Raw genomic sequence first — 23,005 nt, forward strand, 5'->3', positions numbered from 1 at the left:
CTTATTGCTCCACGCCTGCAGGTTCGGCTACGACCTTGATTTCAATTTCTATCGCCGGTTTGGCGTCGGGCTTGATCCACCAGGTGAAAATGCCGACGTCATTGGTCGGCGAGACTTTCGGGTGGCCGATATGATTCCAGTAAGCCACGCGCCAGGTCTTGATGTGCCAGTTGGGGATCACGTAGTAGCCCCACTGCAATACCCGGTCGAGGGCACGGGTATGGGCCACCAGGCTTTTACGCGAATCGGCATTGATCAACTGTTCCACGAGCTGGTCGATGACCGGGTCTTTCAGGCCGATGTAGTTACGGCTGCCAGGTTTGTCGGCGCTTTCCGATTTCCAGAACTCGCGCTGTTCGTTGCCGGGTGAACTGGACTGCGGGAAGCTGCCGACCACCATGTCGAAATCCCGCGAGCGCAGGCGGTTGATGTACTGGGAAACGTCAACCCGACGGATCACCAGGTCAATCCCCAGATCACTCAGGTTGCGCTTGAACGGCAGCAGCACCCGCTCGAACTCGGTCTGGGCCAGCAGAAATTCGATGGTCACCGGTTTGCCGTGAGTGTCGACCATCTTGTCGTCGACGATGCGCCAGCCGGCTTCTTGCAAGAGTTGATAGGCCTTGCGTTGCTGGGCGCGGATCATCCCGCTGGCATCGGTCAGCGGGTTCTGGAACGCCTCGCTGAACACCTGCTCGGGAATTTTCCCTCTGAATGGATCGAGTATCGCCAGTTGATCGGCGTCCGGCAGGCCGCTGGCGGCCATTTCCGAGTTCTCGAAATAACTGCGGGTGCGCGCGTAGGCACCGTTGAACAGTTGCTTGTTGGTCCACTCGAAATCCAGCAACAGGCTCAGGGCCTGACGCACCCGAACATCCTCGAACACTGGACGGCGCAAATTAAAGACGAAACCTTGCATGCCCGTGGGGTTGCCGTTGGGGATCTGCTCCTTGATCAAACGGCCCTCGGCAACTGCCGGAATGTTGTAGGCGTTGGCCCAGTTCTTCGCAGCCATCTCCATCCAGTAGTCGAACTGACCGGCCTTGAGGGCTTCCAGCGCGACGGTGTTGTCCCGGTAGTAGTCGATGGACAGGGTGTCGAAGTTGTAGAACCCACGGTTGACCGGCAGGTCCTGGCCCCAGTAGTCCTTGACCCGCTCATAGTGAATCGAACGCCCGGCCTTCAGCGAACTGACTTTGTAGGGGCCGCTGCCCAGCGGAATTTCGAGGTTACCTTTGCTGAAGTCGCGGTTTTCCCACCAGTGTTTGGGCAATACCGGCAATTGCCCGAGGATCAGCGGCAATTCGCGATTGTTTTTGTGCTTGAACTTGAACAGCACCCGCAGCGGGTCCTCGGCGACCACTTCTTCGACGTCACTGTAGTAACCGCGGTACAGCGGGGCGCCGCTTTTGATCAGGGTCTGAAAGCTGAAGACCACGTCTTCGGCACGAATCGGCTGACCGTCGTGGAAACGTGCTTCAGGACGCAGGTAGAAACGCACCCAGCTGTTGTCCGGGGCCTTTTCGATTTTGCCGGCAATCAGGCCATATTCAGTGAATGGCTCGTCGAGACTCTGCTTGGCCAGGGTGTCGTAGATCAGGTTGATCTCGTCGGCCGGGACGCCCTTGTTGATGAAGGGGTTGAGGCTGTCGAAGCCACCGAAACCGGCCTGGCGGAAGATGCCACCCTTGGGCGCATCCGGATTGACGTAATCGAAGTATTTGAAATGGGCCGGGTATTTCGGCGGCTCGTTGTACAGCGTGAGGGCATGTTGCGGGGCGGCCTGGGCGGCGCACGCAAGTCCCGTAAACAACAAGCCGCAGACCTGCAGAAGCAGGGCACGCGAAGGCATCATTGGGCTTTCTCCGAAGGCTTCAGCCACCACGCGCTCAGGCCCAGGGTGTAGGGCGGCGTGGTGACGAAGGCGAACCGGTTGCGGTACGCCAGGCGGTGATAATTGAGATACCAGTTGGGAATGATGTAGTGCTGCCACAACAGTACACGGTCCAGGGCTTTGCCTGCGGCCAGTTGTTCGTCGCGGTTTTTCGCAGCAAGTAATTGTTCCAGCAGATGATCGACCACCGGGTTGGCGACACCGGCGTAATTCTTGCTGCCCTTGACTGCAACCTGGCTGGAATGGAAGTACTGCCATTGCTCCAGACCCGGGCTGAGGGTTTGATCGAGGGTCATCAGGATCATATCGAAATCGAACTGGTCGAGGCGCTGTTTGTACTGCGCACGGTCCACCGTGCGCAGATGGGCATCGATGCCGATGCTGGCGAGATTCTCGGCGTAGGGCTGCAGCAGCCGTTCCAGGTTGGGATTGACCAGCAGTATTTCGAAACGCAAGGGCTGGCCGGCGCTGTTCAGCAGGCGTTGCCCATTGAGCTTCCAGCCGGCTTCAGCCAAAAGCCCGAGGGCACGGCGCAGGGTTTCCCGGGGGATGCCGCGGCCGTCGGTCTGCGGCAGGCTGAAAGGCTGGGTAAACAGGTTGGCGGGCAGTTGGCTGCGATAGGGCGAGAGCAACAGCCATTCATGGCCGACCGGGACGTCGGTGGCAGAAAACTCGCTGTTGGGGTAGTAGCTCATGGCCCGTTTGTAGGCACCGCTAAACAGCGCGCGATTGGTCCACTCGAAATCGAACATCATGCCCAATGCTTCGCGCACCTTGACGTCGGCGAAGGTACCGCGGCGGCTGTTCATGAATAGCCCTTGGGTCTGGGTAGGAATCTGATGGGCGATTTGCGCCTTGATCACCTCGCCACGGCCAACCGCCGGGAAGTTGTAGCCATTGGCCCAGTTCTTGGCCTGGTGTTCGATATAGATATCGAACTCGCCGGCCTTGAACGCTTCGAAGGCCACATCGCTGTCGCGGTAAAATTCCACCTCGACCCGGTCGAAATTGTATTTGCCGCGATTGACCGGCAGGTCCTTGCCCCAGTAATCCTTGACCCGCTCGAACCGCAGTTGCCGTCCCGGTTGTACCCGGGTAATGCGGTACGGACCGCTGCCCAATGGCAGTTCGAAGGTGGTGGCCTTGAAGTCGCGGTCTTTCCAGTAATGCTGTGGCAGCACCGGCAGTTCGCCCAGACGCAGGATCATCAGTGGGTTGCCGGCACGTTTGAAGACGAAGCGGATGCGTTGCGGGTTGAGGACGTCGACCCGCAGTACTTCCTGAAGGTAGGTCCGGTACCGCGGATGGCCTTCCTTGAGCAGCAAATGGTAGGAAAACGCCACGTCGTAGGCGGTGATCGATGTGCCGTCGTGAAAGTGCGCTTCGGGCCGCAGGTTGAACACCACCCAGCTGCGGTCTTCGCTGTATTCCACGGATTGGGCGATCAGGCCGTAGCTGGAAGTCGGCTCATCACCCGAAGGGGCGTATTGGCCGGTGCCGACCATCAGGGTTTCATTCAGTTCGTTGACGCCGTATTGCAGGAAGTTGGGCGTCGAAACCGGGCTGATGCCTTTGAAAGTGTAGGGGTTGAGCGTATCGAAAGTGCCAAATGCCATGACCCGCAAGGTGCCGCCTTTTGGCGCTTGCGGGTTGACCCAATCGAAATGGGTGAATTTGGCTGAGTATTTGAGCGTGCCGAACTGCGCATAACCGTGGCTTTCGCTGATTGTTGCGCTTGCAGGGAAGCTCAAGGCCAGACTGATTAGGAGCAGGAGGAGGGGACGCATCAAGTCAGAGATTCGATCCAGGCGGCTTGGGCTTTGTGATCGGTACAGTAACAGCTTGTATCGACAGGAAAAAGACTGCCCCGTAAAGCACCTGACGGCTCCAGAAACTTTCGCGGGCAAGCCCGCTCCCACAGGGGATAGCACAACACCATGTGGGAGCGGGCTTGCCCGCGAATGAGCGCGAAGCGCCCGACTTTAAGCCGCTACTTAATGCGGGGAGTAAACCGTCAGCATCTGACCCGGCTTCAGCGCTTGGCCAACCCGAGGATTCCAGCGCTTGAGGTGCTGCATTTCAACGTTGAAGCGCTTGGCCACCATGTACAGCGAGTCGCCTTGCTTGACCTTGTATTGGGTCTGCTGGTTCTGGGTGTTGGCCGCCAACACGGTGTTGACGCGCCCGGAACTGCGTTTGCCGGTGTCCTGCATCACCAGCGTCTGGCCGACCTTGAGGTTCTTGCCGGTCAGCTTGTTCCAGCGTTGCAGGTCCTTGACGTCGACCTTGTTGGCCTTGGCGATGGTGCCCAGGTTGTCGCCGCGTTTGACCCGGTAGGCGCGCTTGAGGCTGGCGATTTCGCTGCTGTCGGTACCTTCGAATACGGGTTTGAGCGGGCGCTGACTGATCAGTTCTTCCGGCTTCATGGTCGACAGGCTGGTGGTCAGCAACTGCGCCTTGGACGTCGGCACCAGCAAATGCTGGGGACCGTCGATGGTGGTGCGTTGCTTGAAGGCCGGGTTGAGCTGGAACAGCTCGTCTTCGTCGATGTTGGCCACCGCGGCAACTTTGGACAGGTCCATGCGCTGGTTGATTTCGACGACCTGGAAGTACGGTTCGTTGGCAATCGGGCTGAGGTTGACGCCATAGGCTTGCGGCGCCAGCACAACCTGGGACAAGGCCAGCAGCTTGGGAACGTAAGCCTGGGTTTCCGACGGCAACGGCAGGTTCCAGTAGTCGGTCGGCAGGCCGAGCTTTTCATTGCGCTCGATGGCCCGGCTGACGGTGCCTTCACCGGAGTTGTAGGCCGCCAGGGCCAGTAGCCAGTCGCCGTTGAACATGTCGTGCAGGCGGGTCAGGTAATCCAGCGCGGCGGTGGTCGACGCGGTGATGTCGCGGCGACCGTCATAGAAGCGGGTCTGACGCAGGTTGAAGTAGCGCCCGGTAGACGGGATGAACTGCCACAGACCAACGGCATTGGCCCGGGAATAGGCCAGCGGATTGTAGGCACTTTCAATCACCGGCAGCAGCGCGAGCTCCAGCGGCATGTTGCGTTCTTCAAGGCGTTCGACGATGTAATGGATATACAGGCTGCCGCGATCACCGGCGTTTTCCAGAAACGACGGGTTGCTGGCAAACCACAAGCGTTGTTGCTCGATGCGTGGGTTGATGCCAAGCCCGTCTTGCAACTGGAAGCCCAGGCGCATGCGCTCCCAGACATCCTGAGGGATTTGCGGGGTGGGTTTTTCGCTGAGCCAGACGGGCTTCTGCTTGATCCGACTGGACTGATTCGGAGTGTGCGCCGCGTCGGTTTGCGGGACGTTACCGGTGCTTTGGCAGCCCGCCAGCGTGGCGGACACAGCCACCGCGATGGCTTGAGCCAGGCGGGTCAATGCGTCTGAATTGATGGCTTTACGAATAAATGACGACATTGGCTGGAAGTAAGTTCCGGGCAAAAATGTCGGGCGATTCTAGGAAGCACGCAGGGTGCGGTCAACCATTCAGAATTTTCGTACCAATAGTGGCCCGGCTTAGAACTTATCTTTCCAGGCCCGCAAGGCAGCAAAAACTGCACTCGGACCCCGGTTATCCAGACCATTCCGTTCGTCCGCTTTTTCTTTAACAGATGTTTCACCGGTACGCAGGAAAGGGTTGGTGAGCTTTTCCAGGGCCAGGGTCGAGGGTAGGGTCATGCGGTCGGCTTCGCGCAGCTGAGTGACTTTTGCCAGACGTTCGGCAATGTCCGGGTTGCCCGGTTCGACCGCCTGGGCAAAGCGCAGATTGCTCAGGGTATATTCGTGGGTGCAGTACACCAGCGTGTCTTCAGGCAAGGCCGCCAGACGCGTCAATGAGCGGTGCATCTGCTCGGGCGTGCCTTCGAACAGACGCCCGCAACCGGCTGCGAACAGTGTGTCGCCACAGAACAGCAAGCCATGATGGTAAAAGGCAATATGTCCCAGGGTATGGCCAGGAACGGCGATGACCTCAAATTCACAGCCGAGGACGCTGATGCGATCGTTGTCGTTCAGGGCCACATCCCGTACCGGAATGTGTTCGCTCGCCGGGCCGTAGACCTTGGCGCCAGTCCTTTGTTTAAGCTGCTCAACGCCGCCGACATGATCGTGGTGATGGTGCGTGACCAGAATGTCGCTAAGGGTCCACTCGGGATGCTGCGCAAGCCAGGCCTGCACGGGTGCGGCATCGCCCGGATCGACTACCGCGCAGCGCTGGCTGCGGTGATCCTGTAACAACCAGATGTAGTTGTCGGTGAAGGCGGGCAGGGCACTGATCTGTATCATAACGGGATTCGCCAAGCGGAAAACAATGGTGCATCTTAGAGCTTCCTGGCGAATTGGAGAATGCAATGAACGATAAAGCGTTCGCTCAGGCTGATCCTGACTGGCTGGCCTTGATCAGCGCGGCCCGTGAGTGGCTGGCAGGTCCCATCGGGCAATTTTTGCTGGATGAAGAACGGCGCATGCTCGAAGACGAGCTGGGCCGGTTCTTTGGCGGCTACCTGGTGCACTACGGTCCTTCGGCCGAGACGCCTCCGGCAGCGCCGCAGGTGCAGCGCAATGTCCGCCTTGGTGCGCCATTGCCCGGGGTGGAGATCGTCTGCGAGGAGCAGGCCTGGCCGCTCAGTGAGCATGCCGCTGACGTAGTGGTGTTGCAGCATGGCCTGGATTTCTGCCTGTCGCCCCATGGCTTGCTCCGCGAGGCCGCCAGCAGTGTGCGGCCCGGCGGGCATTTGCTGATTATCGGAATCAACCCCTGGAGTAGCTGGGGCTTGCGCCATGTGTTTGCCCATGACGCGCTGCGCAAGGCTCGCTGCATTTCGCCTTCGCGGGTCGGTGACTGGTTGAACCTTCTAGGCTTTGCGCTGGAGAAACGCCGCTTCGGGTGCTATCGTCCGCCGCTTGCGTCACCCGCCTGGCAGGCCCGTCTGAGCGGTTGGGAACGCAAGGCCGGCGACTGGCAGTTGTCCGGTGGCGGCTTCTATTTACTGGTGGCACGCAAGATCGTGGTCGGCTTGCGGCCGGTGCGTCAGGTTCGGCGCGAGCCAATGGGCAAGCTGATTCCGTTGCCGATGGCCAAGGTCAATCGGCGTCACATCGAGCCGTAAAACACTCTTTCTCTTTACTATTATATTGGTCGGCCGGGCTTGCCCGGCCTCGGGCGTTGTCGGTCAAATATCGACAAGCCACACGCATTTTCTGGATAGGTTGGCATGAGCGATAGCGTAGAACTCTTCACCGATGGCGCCTGCAAGGGCAACCCCGGCCCAGGCGGCTGGGGCGCATTGCTGGTGTGCAAGGGCGTTGAAAAAGAACTCTGGGGTGGCGAAGCCAATACCACCAACAATCGCATGGAGCTGATGGGGGCGATTCGTGGCCTGGAAGAGCTCAAACGCCCGTGCGAGGTGCTGCTGGTCACTGACTCGCAATACGTGATGAAAGGCATCAACGAATGGATGGACAACTGGAAGAAACGCGGCTGGAAAACCGCGGCCAAGGAGCCGGTGAAAAACGCTGACCTGTGGAAGATGCTCGATGAACAGGTCAATCGTCATAACGTCACCTGGAAATGGGTCCGCGGGCATATCGGCCATCACGGCAACGAACGCGCCGACCAATTGGCCAACCGTGGCGTGGATGAAGTGCGTGGCTACAAACAGTCCTGATTCCGGACTGTTTGACCGCGTCGCGCCCATCGCGAGCAGGTCGGATCGCCGCACCGTCGCTCCCACATTGAATTGGTGGTGCACACTGAATTTGTGCTCAACGCAGAGCACAATGTGGGAGCGAGCCTGCTCGCGATTAGCCGCAACACGGTGTATCTGAAAGACACCAGTGGGCGTGTTAACATTGCCGCTTTTGCGCGAATGAACCGTTGAGAGCTGACCCCTGATGGCCAACAGATCCGTTGTACTCGATACCGAAACCACTGGCATGCCGGTGACCGACGGCCACCGGATTGTCGAAATCGGTTGCGTCGAGTTGATCGGTCGGCGCCTGACCGGTCGGCATTTCCATGTGTATCTGCAGCCTGACCGGGAAAGTGATGAAGGCGCCATCGGCGTCCACGGCATCACCAACGAATTCCTGGTGGGCAAACCGCGTTTCGCCGAAGTGGCCGAGGAATTTTTCGAGTTCATCAAAGGCGCGCAGCTGATCATCCATAACGCGGCGTTCGACGTCGGCTTCATCAACAATGAATTCGCCCTGATGGGGCACAAGGATCGGGCTGATATCACTCAGCACTGCACGATCCTCGACACCCTGATGATGGCGCGTGAGCGTCACCCGGGGCAGCGCAACAGTCTCGATGCCTTGTGCAAACGTTATGGCGTCGACAACTCCGGCCGTGAGCTGCACGGCGCCTTGCTCGACTCCGAGATTCTCGCCGACGTCTACCTGACCATGACCGGCGGCCAGACCAGCCTGTCCCTGGCTGGCAACGCCTCGGACGGCAACGGTTCGGGCGAAGGCTCGGGCAACCGGCCCAGCGAGATTCGCCGTTTACCTGCCGATCGCCAGCTGACCCGGATCATTCGTGCCAGTGAAAATGACCTGGCCGAACATGTGGCGCGGATGGAAGCGATCGCCAAATCTGCCGGCGCTCCAGCGCTTTGGGTGCAGTTGGCTGAGGCTAAGGGTTAACCCCCTCGCCACAAGAGCTCCAACCCTCTACCCTGAGGTAATTGGCAGGCCTCGGTCTGCCGCCTCAGGACACCAGACCCCATGTATAAAGACTTGAAATTTCCCGTCCTTATCGTGCACCGCGACATCAAGGCCGACACCGTCGCCGGTGATCGGGTCCGCGGGATCGCCCGGGAGCTGGAGCAGGAAGGCTTCAGTATTGTTTCTGCGGTGGATTATACCGAGGGACGCTTGGTCGCCTCGACTCACCACGGCCTGGCCTGCATGCTGATTGCGGCCGAAGACGCCGGAGAAAATACCCATCTGCTACAGAACATGGCCGAGTTGATCCGCCTGGCCCGTGTGCGTGCACCGAACCTGCCGATCTTCGCCTTGGGCGAACAGGTGACCCTGGAAAACGCCCCGGCCGATGCCATGAGCGAGCTCAATCAGCTGCGCGGCATTCTCTACCTGTTCGAAGACACCGTTCCATTTCTGGCGCGGCAAGTGGCGCGGGCCGCACGCAATTACCTTGACGGCCTGTTGCCGCCGTTTTTCAAGGCGCTGGTGCAGCACACCGCAGATTCCAATTACTCCTGGCACACCCCCGGTCACGGCGGTGGTGTGGCTTATCGCAAGAGTCCGGTGGGGCAGGCGTTCCATCAGTTTTTCGGGGAAAACACCCTGCGTTCGGATTTGTCGGTCTCGGTGCCGGAGCTGGGCTCGCTGCTGGACCACACCGGCCCGTTGGCCGAAGCAGAGGCTCGCGCTGCGCGCAATTTTGGCGCCGATCACACGTTTTTCGTGATCAACGGCACCTCGACCGCCAACAAGATCGTCTGGCACTCGATGGTCGGGCGTGACGATCTGGTGCTGGTGGACCGCAATTGCCACAAGTCGGTGTTGCACTCGATCATCATGACCGGCGCGATTCCGCTGTACCTGTGCCCGGAGCGCAATGAGCTGGGCATCATCGGGCCGATTCCGCTGAGCGAATTCAGCCCTGAGTCGATCAAGGCCAAGATCGATGCCAGCCCTTTAACCCAAGGCCGGCCACCCAAGGTCAAGCTGGCGGTGGTCACCAACTCCACTTACGACGGTCTGTGCTACAACGCCGAACTGATCAAGCAGATGCTCGGTAACAGCGTCGAGGTGTTGCACTTCGACGAGGCCTGGTATGCCTACGCGGCGTTTCATGAGTTCTTTGCCGGACGTTACGGCATGGGCACTTCGCGCACGGCAGACAGTCCTTTGGTGTTTACCACCCATTCCACGCACAAATTGCTCGCGGCTTTCAGTCAGGCATCGATGATCCATGTGCAGGACGGCGGCGCGCGGCAGCTGGATCGTGATCGTTTCAACGAAGCGTTCATGATGCATATCTCCACTTCACCGCAGTACAGCATCATTGCTTCGCTGGACGTCGCTTCGGCGATGATGGAAGGCACGGCGGGGCGTTCGCTGTTGCAGGAAATGTTCGATGAGGCGCTGAGTTTCCGTCGTGCGCTGGCCAATCTGCGCCAGCATATCGCCGCCGATGACTGGTGGTTCTCGATCTGGCAGCCGCCGTCGGTTGAGGGTATCGATCGGGTCACCACCGCTGACTGGCTGCTTGAGCCCGAGGCGGACTGGCACGGTTTTGGTGACATTGTCGAAGATTACGTGTTGCTCGATCCGATCAAGGTCACGCTGGTCATGCCCGGGTTGACCGCTGGCGGCGCGTTGAGCGAGCGCGGCATTCCGGCAGCGGTGGTCAGCAAATTCCTCTGGGAGCGCGGGCTGGTGGTGGAAAAAACCGGTCTGTATTCGTTTCTGGTGCTGTTCTCCATGGGCATCACCAAAGGCAAGTGGAGCACGCTGCTCACCGAGTTGCTGGAGTTCAAACGCAACTACGACGCCAATGTCAGCCTCGCGACCTGCCTGCCGTGCGTAGCGAAACAGGACGTTGCCCGGTATCAGGGCATGGGCCTGCGGGATTTGTGTGACCAGTTGCACGCCTGTTATCGCAGCAATGCCACGGCCAAACACCTCAAGCGCATGTACACCGTGCTCCCGGAAATCTCCATGAAACCCGCAGACGCCTATGATCAACTGGTACGAGGCGAAGTTGAAGCCGTCTCCATCGATGCCCTGGTGGGACGGATCGCCGCGGTGATGCTGGTGCCGTATCCACCGGGTATACCGCTGATCATGCCCGGCGAGCGCTTTACCGAGTCGACCCGCTCGATCATCGATTATCTGGCGTTTGCCCGCACCTTCGACAGCAGCTTCCCCGGCTTTGTCGCGGACGTGCATGGTTTACAGCACGAAGATCAAGGCAATGGACGTTGCTACACCGTCGATTGCATCAAGGTTTGAGGACTTTTCCTGCCATGCAGCCTGTCATGAATCCAAAATATCCTGGTTTGTCGGTACGGGTTGCCGACGATGGTTTCGCGGCCTACGTGTGGGGCAGTGATTTCAGTTTTGACGTCAGTGCCTATGGGGCGGCGCAAGTCGGCCAAAGCGTCGATCAATGGCCGCTGGAGAAAATTGCGCCTTATCGCAAGTGTTATGGCATCGACCCGCAAGAGTTCGGCAGTTACCGCGACGCTGCTGACAGCGCGATTTTCATGGCTTGGCTCGATGATCAGCCGGTGGGGCATGTGGTGGTCAGTACCAACTGGAACGGTTTTGCTCATATCGATGAGCTGGCAGTGCATGCACCGGCGCGCCGACACGGGGTGGCCAAGGCGTTACTGGATGTCGCGCAGTTCTGGAGTCGCAAGAAGAACTTGCCAGGCATCATGCTGGAAACCCAGAACAATAATCTGGGCGCCTGTCGACTGTACGAACGCTGTGGTTACGTGATCGGCGGGATCGATCATCTGCGCTATCGAGGGATCGACCCGCACACCGCCGAGGTGGCGATTTTCTGGTATCGGTTGTTTGAAGATCCGTCGGATAAGCCTTCGATCAGCCCGCCAGCATCGCCTCGGCTTTCTCCGTGACCATCGCAAGCAATGCCTGCAAGGCGGGCGAGGGCGTGTTGTCCTTGAGCGCGAGAGCATAAAGCGTGATCGGGACTGGCGGTGACAGTGGACACACGTCCAGGCCGCCGGCTCGTGCACCCATGGCGGTAAAGGGGTCGACGATGGCCAGGCCTTCCCCGGCCTCGACCATGCTGCGCATCATCTGATAGGTCTGTACCCGGATCTGGATCATCGGTGCCGGGCGCAAGGCTTGCAGCTTGCTGTCGAGCATCACGCTGAGCGGATCATGACCTTCCAGGCCGACCATCGACTGCCCCGCCAGATCCTGCAACGAAATATATTTCTGCCTGGGTTGCAGCCAGCCATGGGGGGCCAGCAGCTGCAATTTGCCCTGAGCGAGCACTTCGCAGTGGATATCGCCATGGTCGGGATTGTGCAGGCTCAAACCCAGATCGCTTTCCCGTAACAACAGGCTTTTGACGATGTCGCGAGTGGGTTGGCTGGAAAGATTGCAGGGTGCATCGGGGAAGTTTCGGCGCAGGGCCGCGATGCTTTGCGGCAGTAAATGCTGGGCAAGCGGGGGCGTGCAGATGATCCGTAAAGGCGGCGCCTGATACTGCTTCAGGCTGCTGGCCAATCGCTGCACCGGCTCAAACGCTTCGTATACGTGGGCGATCCCGACTTGCAGTTCCCGTGCTTCGCGAGTGGCTTGCAGCCGCCCGCGCACGCTGGCGAACAGCATGAAGCCGAGTTGATCCTCGGCATCGCGCAGGATCGCTTCGACCTCGGCCACGGGCAATTGCAGTAACTCGGCAGCGGTGCCCAGATGACTGGTTTGCAGCAGCGCCTGGATCACTTCGATATGACGTAAACGCATGCTTGAAGTCCATGTCCAGCAGGTGAGGGATTCAATGACTGAATCCTAACCCAAGTCCGCGCCTATGACTTCAGCTCATAACACGGGGTTATGAGGCGACGTATGTTTCGGGTTCGCGAACGATGGTGACGCCCGATTGTTTCAACGTAAATTCGTTATCAGTCACTTTATCGACCCGATCGCCAATGGCCAGACGATAGCTGGTAACGGGCTCCGAGCCGGCCAGACCGTCTTGCGACGGGGTGGATTCCTGGAACTCATGCACTGAATAGACACGGCCTTCCGCATCTCTTGCATGGAATTGTCCGACGAGTACTGCTGCCATCTGCTTAGAACCTCTGGAGGTAAATCACTCAATTTGCGGTGGTGTAGACCGTAGTTGGGCGGAGTAAGTTTTCCGGGTGGAAAAAAATAGTCGCGAGGACCGATTCTCTCGAAGCGGGCGCCCGAATCATCTATAACTACAGGCTCCTATAGCCAGATAGTCGGGAGTTCTCAATGAGCAACGTCTACACGATTGCAGTTCTGGTCGGCAGCTTGAGAAAAGAGTCGATCAACCGGAAAGTCGCGCTGGCATTGGCAGACCTGGCACCCGCCAATCTCAAGCTGAACATCATCGAGATTGGTGATCTGCCGCTCTACAACGAAGACATTGACGCGTCACCGCCGGCAGCCTACAGCACTTTCCGACAACAGGTGAGTTCATCCGACGCGGTGTTGTTCGTAACCCCGGAATACAACCGCTCCGTGCCGGGTGTATTGAAGAATGCGATTGACGTCGGCTCCCGTCCTTATGGCCAAAGCGCCTGGAACGGCAAGCCGGGCGCGGTGATCAGCGCTTCACCGGGGGCTGTCGGCGGTTTTGGCGCCAACCACCACCTGCGTCAGTCCATGGTGTTCCTCAACGTTCCGTGCATGCAGCAACCCGAAGCCTACCTGAGTCGTGCAGACTCTGCGTTCGATGAGGCGGGCAAGCCGTCCGAGGCTCTGCGACCGCTTTTGCAGAAATTTATCAATGCCTACGGGGATTGGGTCGAGCAGCACAAGAAGGTTTGAAGCGAGTCGATGGGTATTCCTTAGACCGCGTCGCCCCAATCGCGAGCAAGCTCGCTCCCACACTTGACCTGTGTCGTTCACAAAATCGTGCTACGACGCAAAACCAATGTGGGAGCGAGCTTGCTCGCGATGAGGCCCTCAATAACAAAGCAAATTCAGCCTGTCCCCGGCACATTCGGCCAAAGATCCGCCACCAGAAACAGCCGCTCGGCTTCTTCCCAGTCACCTGTGGGGTTTTCCGTCAAGCGCACCAGCAACTGCGCGGGTGCCTGCGGATCCAGATCGACCCGCCAGGCCTCCAGCCGGGCGGCGTCCCAGGTCTGATCGGCAGGGTAATGCGCCGGTGCCAGCCAGGCATGACGGGGCAAGGGTTGCCAGCGCCCCGGCGGTCTATCAACGACAAATGTCGCCCAGTCGCGCTGGTGCAACCAGCGGCCGTTCAAGTGTTGCGGGTGGGCGCCCGTTGGTGGCTGAGACTTGCCCGGCCACGGATAAAGCAGATAGCCCCCCAGCCACAGCTGCGCGCTGAAGTGCAGGATGTCCAATGCCGCCAGGGCTTCGCGGCTTTCGGGGCGGGCGGAGATCGGTAATTGATGCTGGCTGAGGTGCGCCAGCTTGCGATCCAGACGGTCATGACAACCGGGGCCGAGCCACAGGGCGGTGTCCTGACCGTCACCGCATTGCGGTCCCAGGTAGAGTTTGATCGCCAGCTCCAGATGATGCACGCCATCGCGATCGCGCAGCAGCATGTCCAGTTCGCCGAGGGTGTGGCCTTCGCGGCGGATCGGTAAATTGGCGGCGATCAATTCGACGCCGGGCGCGTGCTGCACGGCAAATTGCCACAGGCGTTCGTAATACAGACCCAGACGCCGGGTCGGGCCCAGGGCCAGCCAGTGCAGCAGAGGGCCGCTGTCTTTATCCAGCTGTTTGAGCCACCGCGCCAGTTGTTCGGGAGCCTGCACCCAATCGCTGCCCGCCAGAGGATGGCGCTGCGGCCAAGGCGTTTCACTGAGCATCGGCGGCGCGAGGATGACCCACGCCAGGTCGCGCACTTCAGGATGGCGCAACTGGCGGGGCAGGTTGAGCAAGCCAGGAAACAGGATCATTCTGCGAGCATAGCTCCAAACGCATAAGCTGAAAGGATTTTGTCTGCGGGCTGCTTTCGCCCATAATCGACTTCTTCGCCCGTCCCAGAACTTTGCAGGAACCCCATGGAGCAATTTCGTAATATCGGCATCATCGGTCGCCTGGGCAGTTCCCAGGTACTCGACACGGTTCGCCGACTGAAAAGGTTTCTGCTCGAGCGACACCTGCATGTGATCCTCGAAGACACCATCGCCGAAGTCCTGCCGGGCCACGGACTGCAAACTTCGTCGCGCAAGATGCTCGGTGAAGTCTGCGACATGGTGATCGTCGTCGGCGGTGACGGCAGCCTGTTGGGCGCCGCCCGGGCGCTGGCGCGACATAATGTACCGGTGCTGGGGATCAACCGTGGCAACCTGGGCTTTCTGACCGATATCCGCCCCGACGAGCTGGAAGTCAAGGTCGCTGAAGTGCTCGACGGCCATTATCTGGTGGAAAACCGCTTCCTGCTGCAAGCCGAAGTCCGCCGCCACGCCGAGGCCATCGGCCAGGGCGATGCGCTGAACGACGTCGTGCTGCACCCCGGCAAGTCGACGCGGATGATCGAGTTCGAGCTGTACATCGACGGCCAGTTCGTCTGCAGCCAGAAGGCCGACGGCCTGATCATCGCGACGCCAACCGGTTCGACCGCGTATGCGCTGTCGGCAGGCGGGCCGATCATGCATCCCAAACTCGATGCCATTGTTATCGTGCCCATGTACCCCCATACCTTGTCTGGCAGGCCGATTGTGGTCGATGGCAACAGTGAGCTGAAAATCGTCGTGTCCAAAGATATGCAAATTTACCCGCAAGTCTCCTGTGACGGCCAGAATCACTTCACCTGCGCCCCCGGCGACACCATCACCATCAGCAAGAAGCCGCAAAAATTGCGGCTGATCCATCCTCTGGACCACAACTACTACGAAGTGTGCCGGACCAAGCTCGGCTGGGGCAGCCGGTTGGGTGGTGGAGGCGACTGATGCTCGATCCCGCGCGTAGCTACGACCTGATCGGTGACGTGCACGGTTGCGCTCATACCCTTGAGCATTTGCTCGACCGGCTCGGCTACCAAAAAATCGCCGGTGTCTGGCGCCATCCGTCGCGGATGGCGGTGTTCCTCGGCGATATCATCGACCGTGGCCCGCGAATTCGCGAAGCGCTGCATATCGTTCACGACATGACCGAGGCCGGTCAGGCGCTGTGCATCATGGGTAACCATGAATTCAACGCGCTGGGCTGGAGCACACCGGCTCCGCCGGGCAGCGGCAAGCAATATGTGCGCGAACACACGCCACGTCACGCGCGACTGATCGACGAGACCCTGAGCCAGTTCGCGGAGCATCCGGCGGACTGGCACGACTTCCTCCAATGGTTCTATGAGATGCCGTTGTTCGTCGACGCCGGGCGTTTTCGCGTGGTACATGCCTGCTGGGATGCGGGGCTGATCGAACCGTTGCGGGCGCAGTATCACAATGGTTGTATCGATGAGCACTTCCTCCAGGCTGCCGCGGTGCCCGGCAGCTTTGCCTGCACGGTGTTCGATCGGCTGTTGCGCGGCACCGACATGCGCTTGCCCCACGGCTTGACCATGACCAGTGGCGACGGCCTGACCCGGGCGTTCTTCCGCACCAAGTTCTGGGAAGACGACCCGCAAACCTACGGAGATATTGTGTTCCAACCCGACGCCTTACCCGAGCCTGTGGCCCGCACACCCCTGTCTTCCATCCAGAAAGACACCTTGTTGCGCTACGGCATCGACGAGCCGCTGTTGTTCGTCGGGCACTACTGGCGCAGCGGCAAACCGGCACCAATCCGGCCGAATCTGGCCTGTCTGGACTACAGCGCAGTGCTCTACGGCAAACTGGTCGCCTATCGACTGGATCAGGAAACCCGCCTCGATCCGCATAAATTCGTCTGGGTCAAGGTCGAACGCCCACCGGTGCTGCAATGAGTGCCGTTGCGGTGTTGCGCCTGCCGTTGGCGGTCGATCTGAGTGGTTTCGTCAAACTGCTGCAACGCATGCAAGTGCCGCATAGGGTCAGCGAGGAAGCTGGCGAGCAGGTGCTGTGGGTACCTGCCAGCATCAGCGAGGACGTGCGTTCGCTGTACGAACGTTTCCCGGCCGGTGATCCCGAGCAGCAACTGGATATCCCTGAAACCCAGGCCACGGCGCGCCCGGGCTTTGTCGAGCAATTGCGTCACAGTCCGGTGACCGCACTGATCCTGCTGCTGAGCCTGATCGTTGGCGGCGTGACGCTGCTCGGCGACAACCTCGAAACCCTGCGCTGGCTGACCTTCCTCGAGTTCCGCGTGGCGGGCGAGTACATCCAGTTCACACCGCTGGCCGACAGTCTGGCGGCGGGGCAGTGGTGGCGGTTGGTGACGCCGATCCTGATCCACTTCGGCATTCTCCACCTGGCCATGAATGGCATGTGGTACTGGGAACTGGGGCGGCGTATCGAGATTCGCCAGGGCAGCATCAACCTGTTGGGGCTGACACTGTTGTTCGGCCTGGTGTCCAATTACGCCCAGTATCTTTTCAGCGGTCCAACCCTGTTTGGCGGGCTGTCCGGCGTGCTTTACGGCCTGCTCGGGCATTGCTGGATCTATCAATGGCTGTCGCCGAACCCGGCTTATCGCTTGCCCCGTGGGGTGCTGGTGATGATGCTGGTGTGGCTGCTGCTGTGTATGTCCGGGCTGATCTCGATGATCGGCTTCGGCGAAATTGCCAATGCGGCGCATGTCGGCGGGTTGCTCGTCGGATGCTTCACCGGTTTGTTGGGTGGCTTGTTCAGCCGCCGTAAACTGGCCGCCTGAATTGTTATTTGAATAAAGAGCGCGGAGAACCTGATGTCCTCTTTTAACGAAATGATCAACAACATCACCCCGGATATCTACCAGAACCTGAAACTGGCGGTAGAGATCGGCAAATGGCCCGACGGCGGCAAACTGACCGCCGAGCAGCGCGAACTGTCGCTGCAAGCCATGATCGCCTGGGAAATCCAGAATCTGCCCGAGGACGAGCGCACCGGTTACATGGGCCCGCAGGAGTGCGGCTCCAAGTCGGAACCTGTTCCGAACCTGTTGTTCAAATCGGACGCCATCCATTGATCGAGATTGGCCGCGGTGCAATCAGCAAGATGTCGGCGCGCCTCGAAGCGTCGGCTGTTCAATACGCTTTTCGCCTGGGCGATAGCGAGGTGCCGGTCAATCCAATGATCGGTACCACGGTGCGCCTCGAGTATCTGGGGGCGATCCACTGCACCCATTGCGGACGCAAGACCAAAACCAGTTTCAGCCAGGGCTACTGCTACCCGTGCATGACCAAACTGGCCCAGTGCGATATCTGCATCATGAGCCCGGAGCGCTGCCACTACGACGCAGGCACCTGTCGCGATCCAGCCTGGGGCGAGCAGTTCTGCATGACCGATCATGTGGTCTATCTGGCCAACTCGTCAGGCGTCAAAGTCGGGATTACCCGCGCCACGCAGCTGCCGACTCGCTGGCTTGATCAGGGCGCCAGCCAGGCGTTGCCGATCATGCGGGTCTCGACCCGTCAGCAATCGGGTTTCGTCGAAGACCTGTTCCGCAGTCAGGTCGCCGACAAAACCAACTGGCGTGCTTTGCTCAAGGGTGATGCCACAGCTGTGGATCTCAAGCAGGTTCGTGAACAGCTTTTCGACAGCTGTGCCGAAGGTCTGCTGGGTTTGCAGGAACGTTTTGGTCTGCAGGCCATCCAGGTGGTCAATGATATCGAACCGATCGAAATTCGTTATCCAGTCGAGCAGTACCCGGCCAAGATCGTCAGTTTCAATCTGGACAAGAACCCGATTGCCGAAGGCACGCTGATGGGGATCAAGGGCCAGTACCTGATCTTCGATACCGGCGTTATCAATATTCGTAAATACACGGCCTACCAGCTCGCCGTGCATCAGTAGAAGGATTCCAGCATGCGCACCGAACAACCGAAGATGATCTACCTGAAGGACTATCAGGCGCCCGAGTACCTGATCGACGAGACGCACCTGACCTTCGAGTTGTTCGAGGACCACAGCCTGGTCCATGCGCAACTGGTGATGCGCCGCAATCCGGCCCGTGGTTCGGGCCTGCCGCCGTTGGTGCTGGATGGCCAGCAGCTCGAACTGTTGTCGGTCGCCATGGCTGACCGCGACCTGACCGCTGCTGACTACCAGTTGACAGAGCATCACCTGACCCTGCACCCGACGAGCACTTCGTTCACCGTCGACACCAGCGTCAGGATCCACCCGGAAACCAACACCGCACTGGAAGGCCTGTACAAATCCAGCGGCATGTTCTGCACCCAGTGCGAGGCCGAAGGCTTCCGCAAGATCACTTACTACCTCGATCGTCCGGACGTGATGAGCAAGTTCACCACCACGGTCAGCGCCGAGCAGCACAGCTATCCGGTGCTGCTGTCCAACGGCAACCCGATTGCCAGTGGCCCGCTGGAGGAAGGTCGGCACTGGGCGACCTGGGAAGACCCGTTCATGAAACCGGCCTACCTGTTCGCGCTGGTGGCCGGTGACCTGTGGTGCGTCGAAGACACCTTCACCACCATGACCGAACGCTCGGTGGCGCTGCGCATTTATGTCGAGCCGGAAAACATCGACAAATGCCAGCACGCCATGAACAGCCTGAAAAAGTCCATGCGCTGGGACGAAGAGGTCTATGGCCGAGAGTACGACCTGGACATTTTCATGATCGTTGCGGTCAACGACTTCAACATGGGCGCCATGGAGAACAAGGGCCTCAACATCTTCAACTCCAGCTGCGTGCTGGCCCGTGCCGAAACCGCCACCGACGCTGCGCATCAGCGGGTCGAAGCGGTGGTCGCCCACGAATACTTCCACAACTGGTCGGGCAACCGCGTGACCTGCCGCGACTGGTTCCAGCTGTCGCTCAAGGAAGGCTTCACGGTGTTCCGCGATGCCGAATTCTCCGCCGACATGAACTCGCGCACGGTCAAGCGCATCGAGGACGTGGCTTATCTGCGCACTCACCAGTTCGCCGAAGATGCCGGCCCCATGGCTCATGCCGTGCGCCCGGAAAGCTTTATCGAAATTTCCAACTTCTACACCCTGACCGTCTATGAAAAGGGTTCGGAAGTGGTGCGGATGATTCGCACCTTGCTCGGCGAAGAAGGTTTCCGTAAAGGCAGCGACCTGTATTTCCAGCGCCATGACGGCCAGGCCGTGACCTGCGACGATTTCATCAAAGCCATGGAAGATGCCAACGGCGTCGACCTGACCCAGTTCAAACGCTGGTACAGCCAGGCGGGTACACCGCGTCTGGCCGTTAGCGAGGCTTATGACAGCGCGGCGAAAACCTACAGCCTGACCTTCCGCCAGAGCTACCCGGCGACCCCGGACAAAGTTGAAAAACTGCCGTTCGTGATCCCGGTCGAACTCGGCCTGCTGGACGCCAAGGGTGACGCGCTGCCGTTGCGTCTGACAAGTGAGACGGTTGCTGCAGGTACCTCTCGGGTACTGTCGGTCACTGAAGCCGAGCAAACCTTTAGCTTCGTCGATATCGCTGAAAAGCCGTTGCCATCCTTGCTGCGTGGCTTCTCGGCGCCGGTGAAGCTGAGCTTCCCGTACGATCGCGACCAGTTGATGTTCCTGATGCAACACGACAGCGACGGCTTCAACCGCTGGGAAGCCGGCCAGCAACTGTCGGTGCAGGTGCTGCAGGAATTGATCGCTCAGTATCAGCAGGGCACCGCGTTGGTACTGGATCAACGCCTGGTGACGGCATTGCGCACAGTGCTGGCGGACGAGACGCTGGATCAGGCGATGGTCGCGGAGATGCTGTCGTTGCCAAGCGAAGCCTACCTCACCGAAATCAGCGAAGTGGCCGACGTGGACGCGATCCATGCTGCTCGCGAGTTCGCTCGCAAGCAATTGGCTGACGGCCTGTTCGACGGCTTGTGGCAGCGTTATCAGGCCAATCGCGAGCTGTCGAAAAAGACCGCTTACATTGCCGAAGCCGAGCACTTTGCCCGTCGCAGCCTGCAAAATATTGTGCTGTCCTACCTGATGCTCAGCGGCAAGCCGCAAGTTCTGGCTGCGACCCTGGAGCAGTTCGATACCTGCGACAACATGACCGAGCGCCTGACCGCGCTGGCGGTGCTGGTCAACTCGCCATTCGATGAAGAGAAGGCCAAGGCTCTGGCGACCTTCGCGGAAAACTTCAAGGGCAACCCGTTGGTCATGGACCAGTGGTTCAGTGTCCAGGCCGGTAGCGGTTTGCCAGGCGGCTTGCAGCGCGTGAAGCAGCTGATGAAGCATCCTGCGTTCAACATCAAGAACCCGAACAAGGTTCGTGCATTGGTGGGGGCGTTTGCCGGGCAGAACCTGATCAATTTCCATGCGGCCGATGGTTCTGGCTATCGTTTCCTGGCGGATCTGGTGATTGAGCTTAATGGGTTCAATCCGCAGATTGCTTCGCGGCAGTTGGCGCCGTTGACTCGCTGGCGCAAGTACGATGGGGCTCGTCAGGCGTTGATGAAGGGGGAGCTGGAGCGGATTCGTGCATCCGGTGAGCTTTCCAGTGACGTCTTCGAAGTCGTCAGCAAAAGCCTGGCCTGACCTCTGTGGGAGCAGCCGGTCGACGCTCGATTGCTCGCGAAGGCGGCCTGACAGCCGGCCTGTCTCCTGCGGATGTACACCGATCCACTGTGGGAGCCGAGCTTGCTCGCGATGGCGGCCTGACAGCCGACCAATCTCTTGCTGGTGTACATATCCGTTTCTGCGGTAACGGCCACTTAGGGTTCCGCCCTTACGGCGTGTCACTTTTTTTCAAACGCCAAAAAAAGTAACCAAAAAACGCTTGCCCCGAGCGTACGGCACCTCGCCAAGGCTCGGTGTTCCCTCGCTCCGGTATCCATCAGGGGGCATCGCCCTCCGGTCTGCTGCGCTACGACCTCCATGCGATGTCCTCGGCTTCGCCGAGGGGCGCTGCGCGCCAGTCCCCTGATGAATACCTCCACTCGGCCTGCCGAAGGGGCGGGTAGATCAAAAGCCAGATCAAAAACCAAAGCGAGGCGGCCTGACAGCCGGCCTATTTCCCGCGGTTGTACCCATATCAACTGTGGGAGCGAGCCTGCTCGCGATAGAAGTAGAACAGTCGACATCAATGTTGAATGTGCCGCCATCATCGCGAGCAAGCTCGCTCCCACATTCGATTTTCGTTGCCCCTCAAGCCATCGTCTCCGAGGCTTCGATCATCCGGTTTTTTTCCTGTAGGCCATCACTGGCAATCAACCGTTTAACCTCCTCAAACAACTCATCACTCTGCTCCTCGGTGCAATCCTCACCATAACGCTTGCGCAGTCCATGCTGGCTCAGAATCAGGTGCACATCGGCGTGCAGGCCGTGCTGGTTCAGGCAGCCTTCGACGCATTGCAGCGGGCAGCCGTCCAGCGCGAGGATTCGCCGTCCCGAGCGCGCTTTGTTGACCAGTGCAGCCACATGCCCGCCGACCCCGACGATGCAGGACATTTCGGCCAGGCCGCTGCGATCCAGGCGCAAGGCCAGGGTGTTGGCCAGCTGTGCGACGTTCGAGCAACCGGAGCAGGAGTAGACCAAAGGCAGGCTTGAATCGGGCATGAGGGTTCTCCACAGGTGGACCCTGTCAGTGTGCAAGGCTGGCTGCATTGCGCCTTGACCATGGTCAAGGCTGCCGCAAGCCCGCTACTGCTGGTAAGCAGCCAGCTCCTCTTCAGCGAGGATGCGGATATTGCGCCGTTCCATGGCGATCAGGCCGCTCTCGACCAGGCGATGCAGAATGCGCGAGAAGGTCTCCGGCTGAATACCCAGTTTCGAGGCCACCAGGCGCTTGGAGACCTGCAAGACGATCTGGCCATTGACCGGGTCGCGTTCCTGGAACAGGAAATTGATCACCCGGCGGCTGGCGTTGGCGAGGGTCAGGGTGTCGATATCCTTGAGGCGTTGATGCAGGTGAATGCTCATGCTTGCGAGGATCGCCAGGCAGACCTTCGGCTGGTCCTCCAGGGCGGTGCGGTAGTGAGCGCCTTCGATACTGACCAGCACGCTGTCCTTCAATGCCGTGGCACTCACCGGGTAGAGGCGGGCCTGGCTGAACAGCAAGGCTTCGGCGAAGGTTTGCCCGGCGTGGATGATCTCCACCAGGTTTTCCTGACCTTCACCCGTGACCCGGTGCAGTTTGATCTGACCGCTGACCAACAGAAAAAACCGCTTGGCCGGATCGCCTTGGTGCATGAGTGTGGTGTGACAGCTCAGGCGTTTGAGATTGGCCAGGGAGCAGACGTCCTGGAAGACCTTTTCCGGCAATTGGCTGAACAGGTGATGACGGCGCAAGATTAAAACGATTGAAGGGTGGGTCAGCATGGCGTACCTCCGCTGACGCTCATAGTAGAGACCGCGGACCGCCTGGCCTATGCCTC

21 protein-coding genes are annotated in these 23,005 nt (G+C 59.6%); 12 read left to right on the top strand and 9 right to left on the bottom strand.

The window, feature by feature from the left end; all coding sequences use genetic code 11:
* Nucleotide 1 precedes the first annotated feature (1 nt).
* The 4 genes from AC3I0A_RS12440 to gloB form a co-directional block, all read right to left on the bottom strand.
* On the bottom strand, nt 2-1,855 hold the full coding sequence (locus AC3I0A_RS12440; protein WP_489378101.1) for an extracellular solute-binding protein: 1,854 nt from the start codon (nt 1,853-1,855) through the stop codon (nt 2-4).
* Nucleotides 1,852-3,681, bottom strand: a complete 1,830-nt coding sequence (locus tag AC3I0A_RS12445) for an extracellular solute-binding protein (RefSeq protein ID WP_489378102.1) — start codon at nt 3,679-3,681, stop codon at nt 1,852-1,854. The genes AC3I0A_RS12440 and AC3I0A_RS12445 overlap by 4 nt, the downstream gene beginning before the upstream one ends.
* Nucleotides 3,682-3,888: 207 nt before the next feature.
* Nucleotides 3,889-5,325 (bottom strand): transglycosylase SLT domain-containing protein, encoded by a 1,437-nt coding sequence (locus tag AC3I0A_RS12450; protein WP_489378103.1) that lies wholly within the window; start codon nt 5,323-5,325, stop codon nt 3,889-3,891.
* Nucleotides 5,326-5,424: 99 nt separating this feature from the next.
* Nucleotides 5,425-6,192 carry a hydroxyacylglutathione hydrolase gene (gene gloB / locus AC3I0A_RS12455; protein WP_489378105.1) on the bottom strand — a complete coding sequence of 256 codons (768 nt, stop codon included), beginning with the start codon at nt 6,190-6,192 and terminating at the stop codon, nt 5,425-5,427.
* A 65-nt stretch (nt 6,193-6,257) separates the two neighbouring features.
* Here gloB and AC3I0A_RS12460 point away from each other — a divergent pair, with 65 nt between their 5' ends.
* From AC3I0A_RS12460 to AC3I0A_RS12480, 5 genes are all read left to right on the top strand, one after another.
* Nucleotides 6,258-7,016, top strand: a complete 759-nt coding sequence (locus tag AC3I0A_RS12460) for a methyltransferase domain-containing protein (protein ID WP_489378107.1) — start codon at nt 6,258-6,260, stop codon at nt 7,014-7,016.
* A 105-nt stretch (nt 7,017-7,121) separates the two neighbouring features.
* Nucleotides 7,122-7,574 carry a ribonuclease HI gene (gene rnhA, locus AC3I0A_RS12465; protein ID WP_489378108.1) on the top strand — a complete coding sequence of 151 codons (453 nt, stop codon included), beginning with the start codon at nt 7,122-7,124 and terminating at the stop codon, nt 7,572-7,574.
* A gap of 226 nt (nt 7,575-7,800) precedes the next feature.
* On the top strand, nt 7,801-8,553 hold the full coding sequence (gene dnaQ / locus AC3I0A_RS12470) for a DNA polymerase III subunit epsilon (protein WP_489378109.1): 753 nt from the start codon (nt 7,801-7,803) through the stop codon (nt 8,551-8,553).
* Between the two features lie 81 nt (nt 8,554-8,634).
* On the top strand, nt 8,635-10,890 hold the full coding sequence (locus AC3I0A_RS12475) for an Orn/Lys/Arg family decarboxylase (protein WP_489378110.1): 2,256 nt from the start codon (nt 8,635-8,637) through the stop codon (nt 10,888-10,890).
* Nucleotides 10,891-10,904: 14 nt separating this feature from the next.
* Nucleotides 10,905-11,522 carry a GNAT family N-acetyltransferase gene (locus AC3I0A_RS12480; RefSeq protein ID WP_489378111.1) on the top strand — a complete coding sequence of 206 codons (618 nt, stop codon included), beginning with the start codon at nt 10,905-10,907 and terminating at the stop codon, nt 11,520-11,522.
* On the opposite strand, the gene AC3I0A_RS12485 is transcribed toward AC3I0A_RS12480, so the two are convergent.
* Nucleotides 11,488-12,381: a LysR family transcriptional regulator gene (locus AC3I0A_RS12485; RefSeq protein ID WP_489378112.1), complete on the bottom strand. Its 894-nt coding sequence runs from the start codon at nt 12,379-12,381 to the stop codon at nt 11,488-11,490. The two genes, AC3I0A_RS12480 and AC3I0A_RS12485, sit on opposite strands and share 35 nt — an antisense overlap.
* Before the next feature lie 88 nt (nt 12,382-12,469).
* Nucleotides 12,470-12,706 (bottom strand): hypothetical protein, encoded by a 237-nt coding sequence (locus tag AC3I0A_RS12490; protein ID WP_489378113.1) that lies wholly within the window; start codon nt 12,704-12,706, stop codon nt 12,470-12,472.
* Nucleotides 12,707-12,879: 173 nt separating this feature from the next.
* On the opposite strand from AC3I0A_RS12490, the gene AC3I0A_RS12495 reads away from it, so the two are divergent.
* Entirely contained in the window at nt 12,880-13,437 is a 558-nt protein-coding gene (locus AC3I0A_RS12495; protein WP_489378114.1) for an NADPH-dependent FMN reductase, read from the top strand.
* Nucleotides 13,438-13,592: 155 nt separating this feature from the next.
* Here the strand turns inward: AC3I0A_RS12495 and AC3I0A_RS12500 are convergent, their stop codons facing one another.
* Complete coding sequence (locus AC3I0A_RS12500; protein ID WP_489378115.1) at nt 13,593-14,543, bottom strand: DUF1853 family protein; 951 nt, start codon at nt 14,541-14,543, stop codon at nt 13,593-13,595.
* Nucleotides 14,544-14,648: 105 nt separating this feature from the next.
* On the opposite strand from AC3I0A_RS12500, the gene AC3I0A_RS12505 reads away from it, so the two are divergent.
* The 6 genes from AC3I0A_RS12505 to pepN are packed head-to-tail and all read left to right on the top strand — an operon-like array spanning nt 14,649 to nt 21,167.
* Entirely contained in the window at nt 14,649-15,539 is an 891-nt protein-coding gene (locus AC3I0A_RS12505) for an NAD(+) kinase (protein ID WP_489378116.1), read from the top strand.
* Nucleotides 15,536-16,510, top strand: coding sequence for a metallophosphoesterase (locus AC3I0A_RS12510; protein ID WP_489378488.1), 975 nt, complete (start codon nt 15,536-15,538; stop codon nt 16,508-16,510). Before AC3I0A_RS12505 ends, AC3I0A_RS12510 begins: the two co-directional genes overlap by 4 nt.
* Nucleotides 16,507-17,376 carry a rhomboid family intramembrane serine protease gene (locus tag AC3I0A_RS12515; protein ID WP_489378117.1) on the top strand — a complete coding sequence of 290 codons (870 nt, stop codon included), beginning with the start codon at nt 16,507-16,509 and terminating at the stop codon, nt 17,374-17,376. The genes AC3I0A_RS12510 and AC3I0A_RS12515 overlap by 4 nt, the downstream gene beginning before the upstream one ends.
* A gap of 33 nt (nt 17,377-17,409) precedes the next feature.
* A complete protein-coding gene (locus AC3I0A_RS12520; RefSeq protein WP_489378118.1) occupies nt 17,410-17,670 on the top strand; it encodes a YeaC family protein in 261 nt (86 codons plus the stop codon).
* Nucleotides 17,667-18,497 (top strand): DUF2797 domain-containing protein, encoded by an 831-nt coding sequence (locus AC3I0A_RS12525; RefSeq protein ID WP_489378119.1) that lies wholly within the window; start codon nt 17,667-17,669, stop codon nt 18,495-18,497. The genes AC3I0A_RS12520 and AC3I0A_RS12525 overlap by 4 nt, the downstream gene beginning before the upstream one ends.
* Before the next feature lie 12 nt (nt 18,498-18,509).
* Nucleotides 18,510-21,167 (top strand): aminopeptidase N, encoded by a 2,658-nt coding sequence (pepN, locus tag AC3I0A_RS12530; protein WP_489378120.1) that lies wholly within the window; start codon nt 18,510-18,512, stop codon nt 21,165-21,167.
* A 609-nt stretch (nt 21,168-21,776) separates the two neighbouring features.
* Here pepN and AC3I0A_RS12535 read toward each other — a convergent pair.
* Both AC3I0A_RS12535 and AC3I0A_RS12540 read right to left on the bottom strand, forming a co-directional pair.
* Nucleotides 21,777-22,187, bottom strand: a complete 411-nt coding sequence (locus tag AC3I0A_RS12535; RefSeq protein ID WP_489378122.1) for a putative zinc-binding protein — start codon at nt 22,185-22,187, stop codon at nt 21,777-21,779.
* Between the two features lie 84 nt (nt 22,188-22,271).
* Complete coding sequence (locus AC3I0A_RS12540; protein ID WP_489378123.1) at nt 22,272-22,949, bottom strand: Crp/Fnr family transcriptional regulator; 678 nt, start codon at nt 22,947-22,949, stop codon at nt 22,272-22,274.
* Nucleotides 22,950-23,005: the final 56 nt, after the last annotated feature.

It is taken from the genome of Pseudomonas sp. KH_024_B2 (assembly GCF_057839965.1).

Bases quoted from the DNA above. Each gene is read 5' to 3' on its own strand.
- AC3I0A_RS12440 (WP_489378101.1), bottom strand. From the start codon at position 1,855: ATGATGCCTTCGCGTGCCCTGCTTCTGCAGGTCTGCGGCTTGTTGTTT.
- AC3I0A_RS12445 (WP_489378102.1), bottom strand. From the start codon at position 3,681: ATGCGTCCCCTCCTCCTGCTCCTAATCAGTCTGGCCTTGAGCTTCCCT.
- AC3I0A_RS12450 (WP_489378103.1), bottom strand. From the start codon at position 5,325: ATGTCGTCATTTATTCGTAAAGCCATCAATTCAGACGCATTGACCCGC.
- gloB (WP_489378105.1), bottom strand. From the start codon at position 6,192: ATGATACAGATCAGTGCCCTGCCCGCCTTCACCGACAACTACATCTGG.
- AC3I0A_RS12460 (WP_489378107.1), top strand. From the start codon at position 6,258: ATGAACGATAAAGCGTTCGCTCAGGCTGATCCTGACTGGCTGGCCTTG.
- rnhA (WP_489378108.1), top strand. From the start codon at position 7,122: ATGAGCGATAGCGTAGAACTCTTCACCGATGGCGCCTGCAAGGGCAAC.
- dnaQ (WP_489378109.1), top strand. From the start codon at position 7,801: ATGGCCAACAGATCCGTTGTACTCGATACCGAAACCACTGGCATGCCG.
- AC3I0A_RS12475 (WP_489378110.1), top strand. From the start codon at position 8,635: ATGTATAAAGACTTGAAATTTCCCGTCCTTATCGTGCACCGCGACATC.
- AC3I0A_RS12480 (WP_489378111.1), top strand. From the start codon at position 10,905: ATGCAGCCTGTCATGAATCCAAAATATCCTGGTTTGTCGGTACGGGTT.
- AC3I0A_RS12485 (WP_489378112.1), bottom strand. From the start codon at position 12,381: ATGCGTTTACGTCATATCGAAGTGATCCAGGCGCTGCTGCAAACCAGT.
- AC3I0A_RS12490 (WP_489378113.1), bottom strand. From the start codon at position 12,706: ATGGCAGCAGTACTCGTCGGACAATTCCATGCAAGAGATGCGGAAGGC.
- AC3I0A_RS12495 (WP_489378114.1), top strand. From the start codon at position 12,880: ATGAGCAACGTCTACACGATTGCAGTTCTGGTCGGCAGCTTGAGAAAA.
- AC3I0A_RS12500 (WP_489378115.1), bottom strand. From the start codon at position 14,543: ATGATCCTGTTTCCTGGCTTGCTCAACCTGCCCCGCCAGTTGCGCCAT.
- AC3I0A_RS12505 (WP_489378116.1), top strand. From the start codon at position 14,649: ATGGAGCAATTTCGTAATATCGGCATCATCGGTCGCCTGGGCAGTTCC.
- AC3I0A_RS12515 (WP_489378117.1), top strand. From the start codon at position 16,507: ATGAGTGCCGTTGCGGTGTTGCGCCTGCCGTTGGCGGTCGATCTGAGT.
- AC3I0A_RS12520 (WP_489378118.1), top strand. From the start codon at position 17,410: ATGTCCTCTTTTAACGAAATGATCAACAACATCACCCCGGATATCTAC.
- pepN (WP_489378120.1), top strand. From the start codon at position 18,510: ATGCGCACCGAACAACCGAAGATGATCTACCTGAAGGACTATCAGGCG.
- AC3I0A_RS12535 (WP_489378122.1), bottom strand. From the start codon at position 22,187: ATGCCCGATTCAAGCCTGCCTTTGGTCTACTCCTGCTCCGGTTGCTCG.
- AC3I0A_RS12540 (WP_489378123.1), bottom strand. From the start codon at position 22,949: ATGCTGACCCACCCTTCAATCGTTTTAATCTTGCGCCGTCATCACCTG.